Below are 13,984 nucleotides of genomic sequence, written 5' to 3'. Positions count from 1 at the left end.
ATCCCGCCTCGCTGATCTTGCCGAAGGCGTTCGTATCGCAGAGGCACAGCCACAAGAGACTTATGGGTAACTGCAAGCGTCGCCGGAGGTTTACCGTGAAGGAGAACCCGTCAGAGACCTTTGCCAATGCGCTCGACATGCTTAACACCTACGCGCGGATCGTCGAGCTGCCCAGTTAGCCCGATGAGAACCGGATAAACGCCAGTCAAAGCCCCCCGAGACGAAAAGAGGCGCGCCATTGCTGGCGCGCCTCCGGAACCTTAGCCGAAAGGACTGGCTTACATCATGCCGCCCATGCCGCCCATGTCGGGCATGCCGCCTGCGGGGGCTGCGCCCTCTTTGGCGGGCTTGTCGGCAACCATCGCTTCGGTGGTGATCAGCAGACCTGCGATTGAAGCTGCGTCTTGCAGTGCGGTGCGCACCACTTTCGCCGGGTCGATGACGCCGAAGGAGAACATGTCGCCATATTCTTCGGTCTGTGCGTTGAAGCCGAACTTCAGGTCGTCGCTTTCGCGGATTTTGCCGGCCACAACCGAACCGTCCACACCAGCGTTCTCAGCGATCTGACGCAGCGGTGCTTCCAGCGCCTTACGGACGATGGAGATACCGACGTTCTGGTCGTTGTTGTCGCCTGTGAGGCCTTCCAGCTTCTTGGCGCCTTGAACCAGAGCCACACCACCGCCAACGACGATGCCTTCTTGAACAGCGGCACGTGTCGCGTTCAGCGCGTCATCGACGCGGTCCTTGCGCTCTTTCACTTCGACTTCGGTCATGCCGCCAACGCGGATCACAGCAACACCGCCTGCCAGTTTGGCAACGCGCTCTTGCAGCTTCTCACGGTCGTAGTCGGAGGTTGTCTCTTCGATCTGGTTACGGATCTGAGCCACCCGGGCTTCGATCTCGGCCTTCTCGCCAGCGCCGTCAACAACGGTGGTCTCGTCTTTGGTGATCGACACTTTCTTGGCCGAACCCAGCATGTCCATGGTCACGGACTCGAGCTTCATGCCAAGGTCTTCGGAGATCACTTGACCACCGGTCAGGATCGCGAGGTCTTGCAGCATCGCTTTGCGACGGTCACCGAAGCCCGGTGCCTTCACAGCAGCAATTTTCAGACCACCACGCAGCTTGTTCACGACGAGGGTCGCCAGGGCTTCGCCCTCGACGTCTTCGGCGATGATCAGAAGCGGCTTCTGGGACTGGATCACCTGCTCGAGCAGCGGCACCATCGGCTGAAGGCTCGACAGTTTCTTCTCGTGCAGCAGGATGATCGCGTCTTCCAGCTCGACAGTCATCTTGTCGGAGTTGGTGACGAAATAGGGGCTCAGGTAGCCACGGTCGAACTGCATGCCTTCGACGACATCGGTCTCGGTTTCCAGACCTTTGTTCTCTTCGACGGTGATCACACCTTCGTTGCCGACTTTCTGCATCGCGTCCGCGATCTGGCGGCCGATTTCACGCTCGCCGTTGGCGGAGATGGTGCCAACCTGCGCGACTTCGTCGCTGTCGGACACGTCACGTGCGGCGGCTTTGATCGCGTCGACGACCTTGGCAGTCGCCAGATCGATGCCGCGCTTGAGGTCCATCGGGTTCATGCCAGCGGCAACCGATTTCATGCCTTCGCGCACGATGGCTTGGGCCAGAACGGTCGCGGTGGTGGTGCCGTCACCGGCTTCGTCGTTGGTCCGGGAAGCGACTTCCTTGACCATCTGCGCGCCCATGTTTTCGAACTTGTCTTCCAGTTCAATTTCCTTCGCCACGGATACACCGTCTTTGGTGATGCGCGGTGCGCCGAAGGATTTGTCCAGAACCACGTTCCGGCCTTTGGGGCCGAGTGTGACTTTCACCGCATCGGCAAGGATGTTCACACCTTTGAGCATCCGGTTGCGGGCATCGGTGTCAAATTTGACGTCCTTAGCAGCCATGTTGTCTTCTCCTAAAATCTTGGATTGATGTCAGCGTCTTCAAAGGGTCGGCAAGCCAAGTGGCTTACGCGATGATCCCCATGATGTCGCTTTCTTTCATCATCAGCATTTCTTCGCCGTCGACGGTGACCTCTGTGCCGGACCACTTGCCGAACAGGATTTTGTCGCCGGGTGCGACGGCCATTTCGATCAGCTCGCCGTTGTCTTTGCGGGCGCCAGTGCCGACAGCCACGACTTCACCTTCGGAAGGCTTTTCCTTGGCGGAATCGGGGATGATCAGCCCGCCGGCGGTTTTCTCTTCGCTTTCTGTGCGCTTGACCAGCACACGGTCATGAAGCGGTTTCAATGCCATCTTTGCAGCTCCTTAAGGCTCAAAGTTACTCTTCCAAGCCACCCCCTCCGGGCGAGGGGTGTAGCCGTTAGCACTCGACCCATGTGAGTGATAACGATGCATAGCTAAGGAGCGGCCCGCGGCCTGTCAACAACGGCGTTGAAAAATTTTGAGCGCATTGGAACCATTATTCGGCCCCTAAAATGCGCCCCGCAGTCGCGACAGCCTCGGCCCCCTTTGGGGTCAGCCCGTATATGCCTTTGTCGACCTTTTCAAACCAACCATAGTGATCGTCCCGCATCATGCGGGTCGCCGCCGAGACGCCAGTCGCCCGGGCCACATCCGCGCCTTTGCTGGCGCCCGCTTCGAAGAGGTAGACCGCGAGTTTCAGCGCATCCTGTCGGTAGGCCGTCACCAACCCCGCCCGGGTCTGGCCGCCGTCGTTCGGATCCCCCTGCCGCCGGGCAAACTCTCGCAAGAGCAGCGCTGCCCGTTTGGCATTCTTGCGCGGCGCATAGGGACCGGGATCGCAATGCACCTCGACCAGCCCATCCGACAGCCGCACGGTGATCAGCCCCAGCCCCAGCCGCCGGGCCAGCGTGACGTTGTCCTTCACCGCCTTGGCAAAGCGCTTGCCCGGTTGGCGCGCCACGGCAAGGTAAACATCATCCGCCACTTTCAGCCGCGCCAGACATTGGTGGAACAGGGCCAGCGAGAAGCCGAGCTTCAACTCCACCACCACCGGCGGCTCTGCCCCGCGCACGGCCACCACATCCGCCGCGCCGACCTCGGCCTTCACCACATAGCCCTGATCCTCAAGGAAGGCTTTGATCGGCAGGTAAAGATCGGTTTCGCGCGGATTGCTCATGGCGCGCAACTTGCCCCATCGCGCGGCGCTATGCAAAGGGCGGCGGCGTCTGAAAGTGCCGCGCAATGCCGCATTGCAGCGCGCGCAGGTGACAAGCCTATTCAACCTGCTATAAGGCGCGCAAATCCACCCGAACAGACAGGACCGCCCCATGACAACGCTTGTTTTTGGCCATAAATCCCCCGACACCGACAGCACCGGCAGCCCGATCGTTTGGGCGTGGTATCTTAATGAGATCAAAGGCATCCCAGCCAAACCCGTCCTGCTGGGCGAGCCGAATACCGAAGCGCTCTTCGTGCTCGACAAATGGGACCTCGAAAAGCCCGAAATCCTGACCGAGCTTGAGGCCGACACCAAGGTTGTCATCGTCGACACCAACAACCCCGCCGAACTGCCCGACAACATCAATGACGCCGATATCACCGGCATCATCGACCACCACCGTCTGGTGGCGGGGCTTGAGACACGCGGCCCGATCGAGATCAACATCCAGCCGCTCGCCTGCACCGCGACGATCATGTACAAGATGATCGGCAAGGATTGGGCGCAGGCCCCGCGCGGTGTGAAGGCCGCGGCCCTGTCCTGCATCCTGTCGGACACGCTTGAGTTCCGCAGCCCGACCACCACCCAAGAAGACCGCGCCATCGCCCATGACATCGCGCAGGATCTCGGCGTCGATATCACGGATTATGCGACCGAAATGTTCGCCGCGAAATCCGATGTCTCTGCCTTCAGCGAAGCGGAACTGCTGCGCATGGACAGCAAGGGCTTTGACCTTGACGGCACCAACCTGCGCGTGAGCGTGTTGGAAACCACCTCCCCCGCGCCGCTGCTCGAGCGTAAGGACGCGCTGATGGCCGAGATGCCCAAAGTGGCCGAAGCCGACGGTGCCGCGCAGGTGCTTTTGTTCATCGTCGACATTCTGAAAGAAGAGGCGACCCTCTTGGTGCCCAACGACATGGTCAAACATATTGCCGAGCAGAGCTTTGGCGCTGAGGTCTCCGGCGACACGGTCGTGCTGCCCGGTGTGATGAGCCGTAAAAAGCAGATCATCCCGAACCTCAAGATGTAAGCCAATCGGGCGGGCCCAGTGCCCGCCCTCACTTTTTGAAAGGCCGCCCCATGACCCGCATTATCTCTGCCCTGCCCGACGTATCCGATCAATATGACGCGCTTTTCGTCGATCTTTGGGGCTGCGTGCATGACGGGCGCAAAGCGCTGCCCGCGGCGGTGGCGGCCTTGCAGGCCTATCGCAAGACCGGCGGCAAGGTCGTCTTGGTCACCAACTCCCCCCGCCCCCGCGAAGGCGTGGAGAAACAGTTGCAGCAATTCGGCGTGCCGCAAGACGCATGGGACAGCATCGCCACCTCCGGCGATTCCGCGCGGTCGGCGATGTTCCGGGGGGCCGTGGGCGAAAAGGTCTGGTTCATCGGCCATCCCGGAGAGCGCAAGTTTTTCGAGCCGCTGACCATCTTGAAAGACCCGGTTGAGATCGAGACCGTCCCGCTGGCGCAGGCCGAGGGCATCGTCTGCACCGGCCCCGTCGATGCCATGGCCGACCCGGAAGTCATGCGCCCCGAGTTTGAGCAGGCCATCGCCCGCGGGCTGAAGCTGCTCTGCGCCAACCCCGATATCGTGGTCGACCGGGGCGAGGTGCGCGAATGGTGTGCCGGGGCGCTGGCTGCGCTATATACGGAAATGGGGGGCGAAAGCCTCTATTTCGGCAAGCCCCACGCCCCGATCTATGACCTCGCCCGCCGCCGTCTTGCCGCGCTTGAGGTCGACATCCCCGACAATCGCATCCTTGCCATCGGCGATGGCATCCTGACGGATGTCAAAGGCGCGATGGACGAAGGCATCGATTCGCTCTTCATCACCGGCGGACTGGCCGCCGCGGAAACCGCCACGACCGAGCAGCCCGACGAAGCCAAACTCCGCGCCTATCTCGACCGCGAGGCATCGGCCCCGCCCTATGCCATCGGATTCCTGCGCTAACCCAAAAAGAGCTTGATTTTCTGCGCCTGCGAAGTAATAAAGTTGCAACTCGACGCAGCTTAGCGTCACTTTGTTACCAAGGAGCCGTCATGTTGGACAATATGCCACGCGGGACGATCTGCATCGAAGATATCGAAATCGGCATGTCGCGCCATCTGCGCAAAGTCGTGACCGATATGGATATCGAACTTTTCGCGCAGGTCTCGACCGACCGCAACCCGGTGCATCTGGATGACGACTATGCCCGCGAGACGATATTCGAAGGGCGCATCGCCCATGGGATGCTGACCGCCGGGCTGATCTCGGCGGTAATCGGGGAACAGCTGCCCGGTCATGGCACGATCTACCTTGGGCAATCGCTCAAATTCCTCGGCCCCGTGCGCCCCGGCGATATGGTGCTGGCCGAAGTCACCGTGACCGACATGGACATCGCCAAACGCCGCGTGAAAATGGACTGCCGTTGTACGGTCGACGGCAAACCCGTGCTGGCCGGAGAGGCCACGGTGCTCGCGCCCTCGGCCAAGCTCGACTGAGCGGGCGGTTTTCGCCGCCTGTGCATCTTGCTCTTGCCCCGCTGCACGGCTAGGCAAGGCGCATGCGGATCATCCGAGACTATCAATTCGTCGACCTGCCAGATCGCGGTGCCACCGCCGCGATCGGTAATTTTGATGGCGTCCACCTTGGCCACCGGTCGGTGATCGAACTGGCGCAGCAGGCGGCCCCCGCCGCGCCGCTTGGCGTCGTTACCTTTGAGCCGCATCCCCGCGAATATTTCGCCCCCGACGCCCCGCCCTTTCGCCTGATGGGCCGCGAGGCCCGCGCGCACCGGCTGGAGAAGATCGGCGTCAAACGGCTCTATGAACTGGCCTTCAACAGCACGCTTGCGGGCCTCTCGCCCGAGGCCTTTGCCCGCGACGTGCTGCACGAAGGGCTGGGGCTGGCCCATGTGGTCGTCGGCGCTGACTTTTGCTTTGGCAAGGGCCGCGAAGGCACCGCTGAGGATCTGGTCCGCTTCGGCGCGCAATATGGCTTTGGCGTCACCATCGCCCCGCTGATGGCCCGCGATGAGCTGACCGTGTCGTCGACCGCCATTCGCGAAGCACTGACCCGCGGCGCGCCGCGTGAGGCCGCCGCCATGCTGGGCCATTGGCACCGCATCGATGGGCCCGTGATCTCGGGCGAGCAGCGTGGCCGCGAGTTGGGCTTTCCCACCGCGAATATGTCCATCGACGGTCTGCACCCGCCCGCCTTCGGCGTCTATGCCGTGCTGGTCGACGTGTTGGAGGGGCCGCATAAGGGCAGCTACCACGGTGCGGCCAGCATCGGCACCCGCCCGATGTTCGGTGAGAACAAGGCCAATATCGAGACCTATGTCTTTGACTTCAAAGGCGACCTTTATGGCGCACCTCTCTCAGTCGGGTTGGTCGAACATCTGCGCGGCGAAGAGAAGTATGACAGCCTCGATGCGCTGATCGCCCAGATGGGGCAGGACTGCGACCGCGCCCGGACCATTCTGGCGGCGTTATGAGCGATCCGATCCCCCGCAAGGGCCTGACCCCGAAGTTCTGGGAGAAGAAACCCCTGACGGAAATGTCCCAGACCGAATGGGAAGCGCTCTGCGACGGTTGCGGCAAATGCTGCCTCAACAAGCTCGAAGACGAAGACAGCGGCGAAGTGGCCCTGACCCGCGTCGCCTGCCGCCTGCTCGACGACAGCAGCTGCCGCTGTGTGCATTACGAGAACCGGCATGAATTCGTGCCCGACTGCATCGTGCTGCGCCCCGACAACCTTGATACACACGCCTACTGGATGCCGCAAACCTGCGCGTACCGCCTGCTGTGGGAGGGCAAACCGCTGCCTGAATGGCACCCGCTTAAGACCGGCACGCCCGACAGCGTGCATGACGCCGGGGTCAGCGTGCAATTTGATACCGTGTCCGAATTTGATACCCCGTTCGAGGAATGGGAAGACCATATTATCGAGGAGCCCACCTGATGTTTTTCGCCTCTGACAACGCCGGTCCCGTCCACCCCAAGGTGATGGAACGCGTGATCGCCGCCAATACCGATTACGCGATGCCCTACGGCAAAGACCCGATCATGGATGAGGTCCGCGACCAAATCAGGCAGCAGTTCGAGGCGCCAGAGGCCGAGGTCTACCTCGTCGCCACCGGTACCGCGGCCAATGCGCTGGCGCTGGCCTGCTACACCCAGCCGTGGCAGACGATCTTCTGTTCCAAGGTCGCGCATATCGAAGAGGATGAGTGCAACGCGCCCGAGTTCTACGCCGGGGCGGCCAAGCTGACGCTGGTGGAGACCGAGGACAAGATGACCCCCGAGGCGCTGCGCCGCGCCATCGTCGCGCGGGTGGCGGGCGATGTGCACACACCCCAACGCGGCCCGGTGTCGATCACGCAAGTCACGGAACGCGGCGGGGTGCACAGCCTTGAAGAGCTGCGCGCGCTGACCGCGGTGGCCAAGGAATACGACCTGCCCGTCCATATGGACGGCGCGCGTTTTGCCAATGCGCTGGTGGCCTTGGGCTGCACCCCGGCTGAGATGACGTGGAAATCGGGCGTCGATGTGGTGAGTTTTGGCGGCACCAAGAACGGCTGCATGGGTGTCGAAGCTGTGGTCTTCTTCGACCCCAAGAAGGCATGGGAGTTCGAGTTGCGCCGCAAGCGCGGGGCGCATCTCTTCTCCAAACATCGGTATCTCTCGGCCCAGATGGCGGGCTACCTTGCAGATGGCACATGGTTGGAAACAGCCAAGGCGGCCAATGCCAATGCGGCCCATCTTGCCCAAGGGCTGCGCGCGGCGGGGGCGGAATTCCTGCATGAGCCTGCGGCGAACATGATCTTCGCCCGCTTCCCCCGCGCCATTCACCGCAAGCTGCATGAAGCGGGCGCGCGCTATTATCTGTGGGACGGCACGCTCGACGGCGATGACGACGAGATGGTCGCGGCGCGTATGGTCTGCGACTGGTCGATCAGCCGTGAGCGGATCGACCAGTTCCTAAGCCACTTCTAGACGTTTACGCCAGCGGCACGTCCTTCAGGAAATCGCGGATCGCCTCGGCGACCTCGGCGGCATGGGTAATGGGCACCATATGCCCGGCCCCCTCGACCGAGACGCGCCGCGCGTCCGGCAAGCGGCGCATCAGCGACGCGTTGATCGCATGGGCCGCTTTGGGAGAGGCGCTGCCCTCGACCAAAAGCGCGGGCATCGACGCGCGGTCGAACATGCCCGGCGCCAGCAAACCCGCGCTATCCTCGCCCAAAAAGGGCGAAGAGGCGGGGATGAAGCCGATGCGATCGACCATATAGGCGCGGGTCGGCTCGGGGATTTGATCCCATTTCGTGCCATCGCCCCAAACGCGGTTGAACAGCCGCGCGGCGGTTTCCGCGTCGCCGCCGGCCAAAGCCGCCTCAAAGGCCGCGTTCTGTTCGTTGTATTCGGCCATCGCCTCGGGGTCATCCTGTTTGGCGGCGGCGAAATAGACCGGCTCGATCAGTGTGATGCTGCGCACCAGTTCGGGATGTTCAATCGCCAACCGCATCGCCACGGTTGCGCCAAAGGAATGGCCGATCAGGTCCATCGGCGCTTCGAGCAGGCTCAGCGCCATCTCGGTCGCCACGTCGTGGATATTCCCCTGCCCGTCCCAATCGCCCGACCGCCCGTGCATCGGCAGGTCGAAAGCGCGCAGGGTCAGCTCATCCGACAGTGCGGCCCCGATGCCCCGCCAGGCGCCGGAATGCGCCAGCGAGCAATGGATCGCCAAGGCCGGGCGCGGGCCGTGACCAAAACGGCGCGCGTTAATCGCTGGAATCACAGCTTGCCCCCGAGGTGCAGGTCGAGGTCTTCTAAACGGTCCTGCCCCCAGAACTTCTGATCCCCGACGATATAGAACGGTGCACCAAAGACACCCTGCGCGACAGCCTCTTCAAGGTTCGCGGCATAGGTTTCGGCCCCCTGCAACAAGCCGCTGTCGGCCAGTGCGGGATCGAACCCCGCCTCACTCAGACAGGCGCGGACCACATCGTCATGGCCGATGTCCTTTTCCTCGGCCCAGACCGCGCGGGTGATGGCATGGGTCAGCTTGCCCAAATCGCCCCCGCCCGCATTCTGCGCCGCGATCACCGCATAGGCCGCAGGCGCGCCATTCGTCGGCCAATGCGCGGGCTTGAGGTTGAACGGCAGGCCCAGCTTGCGCGCCTGCCGCGGCAGGTCTTGAGCGCGGTATTCATTTCGGCTGGGGTGACGCTCTGCCGGAGGCAGCCCGCCGGTGCGCGGGAAAGCGGCCACGATGTCGAAAGGTTTGTAAACGATCTCGGCCCCGTGCTTTTCGGCAATCGCCTCAAGCCGATTCCCGGCGAGGTAGCAATAGGGTGACAGCGTTGCGAAAAAATAGTCGATCCGGGCCATTTGGCTCTCCTTCGGGGGCGGTGCAGCTTTGCCCGACCGTAAGCGCATGCTAAGCGGTGTCAACGTCACGAATCTGCAACCTACCGCTGCCCCGGAGCCCCTATGCCACGCACTTCAGAACCTAAACTGATCTCAGGCAATGCCAATATGCCGCTTGCCAAGGCCATCGCGCGGCGCATGTCGCTGCACCGCGGCGTCAATGTCGGCCTTGTCGATGCGCGGGTCGAACGGTTCAACGACGGCGAGATTTTCGTCGAGGTTTATGAGAACGTGCGCGGCGAGGATATGTTCATCATCCAGCCCACGTCGAACCCCGCGAACGACAACCTGATGGAACTGATGATCATGGCCGACGCGCTGCGCCGGTCCTCGGCCGCGCGGGTCACTGCGGTGCTGCCCTATTTCGGCTACGCCCGTCAGGACCGCCGCACCAAGGCACGGACGCCGATCACCGCCAAAATGGTCGCCAACATGCTGACCGGCAGCGGGATCGAGCGGATCCTGACCATGGACCTGCACGCCGCGCAGATCCAAGGTTTCTTCGACATTCCGGTCGACAACCTCTACGCCTCCCCGATCTTTGCGCTGGATATCAAGGACGCTTTCAAAGACCGTATGGATGAGCTGATGGTCGTCAGCCCCGACGTCGGCGGCGTGGCCCGCGCGCGTGAGCTGGCCAAGCGGATCAACTCCCCCCTGTCGATCGTCGACAAACGCCGCGAGAAAGCGGGCGAAGTGGCTGAGATGACCGTGATCGGCGACGTGAAAGGCAAGACCTGCCTGATCGTGGACGACATCTGCGACACCGCAGGCACGCTCTGCAAAGCCGCCGAAGTGCTGCTGGAGAACGGCGCCAAGGAGGTACACTCCTACATCACCCATGGCGTCATGTCCGGCCCGGCGGTCGAACGTGTGGCCAATTCGGTCATGAAATCGCTGGTCATCACCGACAGCATCGCGCCGACCCCCGCGGTCAAGAAAGCGCCGAATATCCGCATCGTGCCCACCGCGCCGATGTTCGCCCAAGCGATCCTGAACATCTGGAACGGCACCTCCGTCTCCTCGCTGTTCGAGGCGGAAACGCTGGGCCCGATCTATGACGGGATGTATGCCGCGAGCTAAGCCGCGTGCTGTGATCTAGGGCCGGCCCCAACGGGCCGCCCGCGCCTTCTAGGCCCCTCCCGCCGAAGCGACGGGCCTAGCCGATGACCCAGTCATCCTCCTCCCCCAGTGATCCAATCGCCGTCCAAGCCAGCCGCGCCCGTGCGACGCGGGTGTCTCCCCATGTGCGGAACACCATGTCAAAGCCTGCCTCGGTCACCGCCTCGGCGCAGATGTCGGCACGGGTGACGGTGCTGGCATCAATGTCCCAAAGCGACATCGTGACCTGAACATGCGGCGGCTCTCGGAAGGGTTCGGAAAAATTGATCCGGCGGCGGCGTTCACGCTGGCCATGGCCCGTCCACATCGAACCGCCGTCTTCGAACTCTGAAAACAGCATGACATCGCCGTTGTCCACGCCGATGGTATGGCTGCGCAGTCGTTTCATATCCCTAGCCTGCCCGCTTTTTTGTTCACTGCACAATGATGCCGCAGCAGCGAGAGGCAGAAAAGCAAAAAGCCCCGCCGAAGCGGGGCTTTTTACGAATTTTCAACGCATTACAGGTTGGGCTGCTTGCTTGACAATCCGATGTGATCGCCAACGGCAACCATATCGGAGAGCAGCTTGGCGGCGTCATCCACGGGACCGGGCTCATTCTCCCAGTTGCCCTTGGCGCGGGTGTAGACGGCATGCGCCTCTGCCACCATGCTGTCCATCTGCTCCTGCGTCATGTCGGCACGCGCCACGGCACGTTCCGCCAGCACAGACACGCCGCCCTGACCGCCGATTTCGGCGAAGCCGCCGGTCACGACATATTCGGTCGTGCCCTCCGGCCCTTCCACGCGCAGAAGGCCCGGACGCAGGGTGGTGATGGTGGGCGCATGATCGGCCATGGCCGTCATGTCGCCCTCGGTGCCCGGAATCTGCACGGCCGTCACCTGCATCGATGCCAGCCGCCGTTCCGGCGAAACGAGGTCGAATTGCATTGTGTCTGCCATTGTCAGCGCTCCTTAAGCGGCGTCTGCCGCCATTTTCTCGGCTTTCGCCTTCACTTCGTCGATGCCGCCAACCATGTAGAAGGCACCTTCGGGCAGGTGGTCATACTCACCGGCAACCACGGCCTTGAATGACGCGATGGTTTCTTCCAGCGGCACCTGAACGCCGTCGGACCCGGTGAAGACTTTCGCCACGTCGAAGGGCTGGCTGAGGAAACGCTCGATCTTACGGGCGCGGGCCACGGTCAGTTTGTCCTCTTCGCTCAACTCGTCCATGCCGAGAATGGCGATGATGTCCTGAAGCGACTTGTAGCGCTGCAGCACCTGCTGGACGTCCGTCGCCACCTTGTAGTGCTCGTCGCCGATGATCAGCGGGTCGAGCAGACGCGAGGTGGAGCCGAGCGGGTCAACCGCCGGGTAGATGCCCTTTTCCGAGATCGAACGGTCGAGAACCGTCGTCGCGTCAAGGTGCGCAAAGGAAGTCGCCGGCGCGGGGTCGGTAAGGTCGTCCGCGGGAACGTAGACGGCCTGCACCGAGGTGATCGAGCCGTTCTTGGTCGAGGCAATACGTTCCTGCATGACGCCCATGTCGGTCGCCAGCGTCGGCTGGTAGCCCACGGCCGAAGGGATACGGCCCAGAAGGGCGGACACTTCGGAACCGGCCTGTGTGAAGCGGAAGATGTTGTCGACAAAGAACAGAACGTCGGAACCGGATTCGTCGCGGAACTGCTCGGCCAATGTCAGGCCGGTCAGGGCGATCCGCATACGCGCACCCGGAGGCTCGTTCATCTGGCCGTAGACCAGCGCAATTTTCGAATCGACGAGGTTGTCGGGAACGATAACGCCGGATTCGATCATCTCGTGGTAGAGGTCGTTGCCCTCACGGGTCCGCTCACCCACGCCCGCGAACACGGAGAGACCCGAGTGCACCTTGGCGATGTTGTTGATCAGTTCCATGATGAGAACGGTCTTGCCCACGCCGGCACCGCCGAAGAGGCCAATCTTACCACCTTTGGTGTAGGGAGCCAGCAGGTCGATGACCTTGATGCCGGTGACGAGGATCTCGGTCTCGGTCGACTGGGCCGCGAATTCGGGCGCTTCGCCGTGAATGGCGCGGGAGTTGTCCGCGTTGACCGGGCCCTGCTCGTCCACGGCTTCGCCGGTGACGTTCATGATGCGGCCCAGGGTCGCGTTGCCGACGGGCACGCGGATCTGGTCGCCGGTGTCGGTCACGTCCTGACCGCGGACCAGACCTTCGGTGGCGTCCATCGCAATGGCACGCACGGTGTTTTCGCCAAGGTGCTGCGCCACTTCGAGAACCAGCGTCTTGCCTTGGTTCTCGGTGTGGAGCGCGTTGAGAATCTCGGGCAGGTCGCCCTCGAATTGAACGTCAACGACAGCGCCGATGACCTGTGTAATTTTACCGACAGCTTTTGCCATGTCGTGTCTCCGATTTGCTTACAGCGCTTCCGCGCCGGAAATGATTTCGATCAGCTCGTTGGTGATGACAGCCTGACGCGAGCGGTTGTACTCGATGGTCAGCTTGTCGATCATCTCACCCGCGTTGCGTGTGGCGTTGTCCATCGCCGACATCCGGGCACCCTGTTCGGATGCACCGTTCTCCAGCAGGGCCGAGAAGATCGCCGTGGCGACCCCGCGCGGCAGAAGATCGGCCAAGACCGCCTCCTCGCTGGGTTCATAGTCAAACAATGTGGACGCTGCGCTGTCGTCGCCTTCTTCGCCGTCGAATTTGGCGGGGATGATCTGCTGCGCCGTCGGCGTCTGCATGACCACGTTGACGAACTTCGCGTAGAAGATCGTCGCCACGTCGAATTCGCCCGCGTCAAAGCGGTTCAGCACGTCCTGCGCGATGTTCTGCGCGTCGCCGTAGCCGATCTTTTTGACTTCGCTGAGGTCAACATGGCCCACCAAATGAACGCCCAGATCGCGGCGCAGCGCGTCGCGGCCTTTCTTACCAACGGTGAGGATTTTCACCTCTTTGCCCTGGGCCAGCAGATCGCGCGCATGGGCCTTGGCCTTCTTCGCGATGTTGCTGTTGAAGCCGCCGCACAGCCCGCGTTCGGCGGTCATGACCACCAGCAGATGCACCTTGTCTTCACCCGTGCCGCTGAGCAGCTTGGGCGCGCTGTCGGAACCGCCGACGCTGACCGCGAGCCCTGCCATCACGGCATTGAACCGCTCAGAATAGGGACGCGAAGCCTCGGCAGCCTCCTGCGCGCGGCGAAGTTTCGCCGCGGCAACCATTTGCATGGCCTTGGTGATCTTGCGGGTCGATTTGACCGACGAGATCCTGTTCTTCAGGTCCTTGAGATTTGGCATTGCCTTA

General features: G+C 62.4%; 16 protein-coding genes. 7 read left to right on the top strand and 9 right to left on the bottom strand.

All coding sequences use genetic code 11. The annotated features are described in order from the left end of the window. Positions 1-278: 278 nt before the first annotated feature. The 3 genes from groL to ACGYKA_RS15120 all read right to left on the bottom strand — a co-directional run bounded on the left by groL (position 279) and on the right by ACGYKA_RS15120 (position 3,121). The gene (groL, locus tag ACGYKA_RS15130; RefSeq protein WP_067267336.1) at positions 279-1,922 is read right to left on the bottom strand and encodes a chaperonin GroEL; all 1,644 of its coding nucleotides are present in this window, start codon (positions 1,920-1,922) and stop codon (positions 279-281) included. Positions 1,923-1,986: 64 nt separating this feature from the next. Continuing rightward, entirely contained in the window at positions 1,987-2,274 is a 288-nt protein-coding gene (gene groES / locus ACGYKA_RS15125) for a co-chaperone GroES (RefSeq protein WP_067267338.1), read from the bottom strand. A 166-nt stretch (positions 2,275-2,440) separates the two neighbouring features. Further along, on the bottom strand, positions 2,441-3,121 hold the full coding sequence (locus tag ACGYKA_RS15120; protein WP_394411473.1) for a DUF2161 domain-containing phosphodiesterase: 681 nt from the start codon (positions 3,119-3,121) through the stop codon (positions 2,441-2,443). Between the two features lie 151 nt (positions 3,122-3,272). Between ACGYKA_RS15120 and ACGYKA_RS15115 the strand changes: the two genes are divergently transcribed. From ACGYKA_RS15115 to ACGYKA_RS15090, 6 genes are all read left to right on the top strand, one after another. Further along, positions 3,273-4,193 (top strand): manganese-dependent inorganic pyrophosphatase, encoded by a 921-nt coding sequence (locus ACGYKA_RS15115; protein WP_394411476.1) that lies wholly within the window; start codon positions 3,273-3,275, stop codon positions 4,191-4,193. Positions 4,194-4,243: 50 nt separating this feature from the next. Next, a complete protein-coding gene (locus ACGYKA_RS15110) occupies positions 4,244-5,116 on the top strand; it encodes a TIGR01459 family HAD-type hydrolase (protein WP_394417168.1) in 873 nt (290 codons plus the stop codon). A gap of 89 nt (positions 5,117-5,205) precedes the next feature. Next, positions 5,206-5,649, top strand: a complete 444-nt coding sequence (locus ACGYKA_RS15105) for a MaoC family dehydratase (RefSeq protein WP_067267345.1) — start codon at positions 5,206-5,208, stop codon at positions 5,647-5,649. A 62-nt stretch (positions 5,650-5,711) separates the two neighbouring features. After that, positions 5,712-6,644: a bifunctional riboflavin kinase/FAD synthetase gene (locus tag ACGYKA_RS15100; RefSeq protein ID WP_394411481.1), complete on the top strand. Its 933-nt coding sequence runs from the start codon at positions 5,712-5,714 to the stop codon at positions 6,642-6,644. Next, positions 6,641-7,111 carry a YcgN family cysteine cluster protein gene (locus tag ACGYKA_RS15095; protein ID WP_067262747.1) on the top strand — a complete coding sequence of 157 codons (471 nt, stop codon included), beginning with the start codon at positions 6,641-6,643 and terminating at the stop codon, positions 7,109-7,111. Before ACGYKA_RS15100 ends, ACGYKA_RS15095 begins: the two co-directional genes overlap by 4 nt. Continuing rightward, positions 7,111-8,145: a threonine aldolase family protein gene (locus ACGYKA_RS15090; RefSeq protein WP_394417165.1), complete on the top strand. Its 1,035-nt coding sequence runs from the start codon at positions 7,111-7,113 to the stop codon at positions 8,143-8,145. The genes ACGYKA_RS15095 and ACGYKA_RS15090 overlap by 1 nt, the downstream gene beginning before the upstream one ends. A 4-nt stretch (positions 8,146-8,149) precedes the next feature. Here ACGYKA_RS15090 and ACGYKA_RS15085 read toward each other — a convergent pair whose 3' ends face one another. Both ACGYKA_RS15085 and ACGYKA_RS15080 read right to left on the bottom strand, forming a co-directional pair. Continuing rightward, positions 8,150-8,947 carry an alpha/beta fold hydrolase gene (locus tag ACGYKA_RS15085; protein ID WP_394411487.1) on the bottom strand — a complete coding sequence of 266 codons (798 nt, stop codon included), beginning with the start codon at positions 8,945-8,947 and terminating at the stop codon, positions 8,150-8,152. Next, a complete protein-coding gene (locus ACGYKA_RS15080) occupies positions 8,944-9,540 on the bottom strand; it encodes a 2-hydroxychromene-2-carboxylate isomerase (protein ID WP_067262740.1) in 597 nt (198 codons plus the stop codon). Before ACGYKA_RS15080 ends, ACGYKA_RS15085 begins: the two co-directional genes overlap by 4 nt. Positions 9,541-9,642: 102 nt before the next feature. Between ACGYKA_RS15080 and ACGYKA_RS15075 the strand changes: the two genes are divergently transcribed. Continuing rightward, the gene (locus tag ACGYKA_RS15075; protein WP_067262737.1) at positions 9,643-10,662 is read left to right on the top strand and encodes a ribose-phosphate pyrophosphokinase; all 1,020 of its coding nucleotides are present in this window, start codon (positions 9,643-9,645) and stop codon (positions 10,660-10,662) included. A gap of 76 nt (positions 10,663-10,738) precedes the next feature. On the opposite strand, the gene ACGYKA_RS15070 is transcribed toward ACGYKA_RS15075, so the two are convergent. From ACGYKA_RS15070 to ACGYKA_RS15055, 4 genes are all read right to left on the bottom strand, one after another. Next, positions 10,739-11,089: an H-type lectin domain-containing protein gene (locus ACGYKA_RS15070; protein WP_067262736.1), complete on the bottom strand. Its 351-nt coding sequence runs from the start codon at positions 11,087-11,089 to the stop codon at positions 10,739-10,741. A 110-nt stretch (positions 11,090-11,199) separates the two neighbouring features. Then, a complete protein-coding gene (locus ACGYKA_RS15065; RefSeq protein WP_394439104.1) occupies positions 11,200-11,640 on the bottom strand; it encodes a F0F1 ATP synthase subunit epsilon in 441 nt (146 codons plus the stop codon). Positions 11,641-11,652: 12 nt separating this feature from the next. Then, on the bottom strand, positions 11,653-13,077 hold the full coding sequence (atpD, locus tag ACGYKA_RS15060) for a F0F1 ATP synthase subunit beta (RefSeq protein ID WP_209218274.1): 1,425 nt from the start codon (positions 13,075-13,077) through the stop codon (positions 11,653-11,655). 18 nt (positions 13,078-13,095) lie between these two features. Further along, on the bottom strand, positions 13,096-13,977 hold the full coding sequence (locus tag ACGYKA_RS15055; protein ID WP_394411493.1) for a F0F1 ATP synthase subunit gamma: 882 nt from the start codon (positions 13,975-13,977) through the stop codon (positions 13,096-13,098). Between the last annotated feature and the right edge of the window lie 7 nt (positions 13,978-13,984).

The organism is Sulfitobacter sp. 1A15106, assembly GCF_043556995.1.
GTDB classification, from domain to species: Bacteria; Pseudomonadota; Alphaproteobacteria; order Rhodobacterales; family Rhodobacteraceae; genus Sulfitobacter; species Sulfitobacter faviae.
This window is presented reverse-complemented; position numbering and strand designations above follow the sequence as displayed.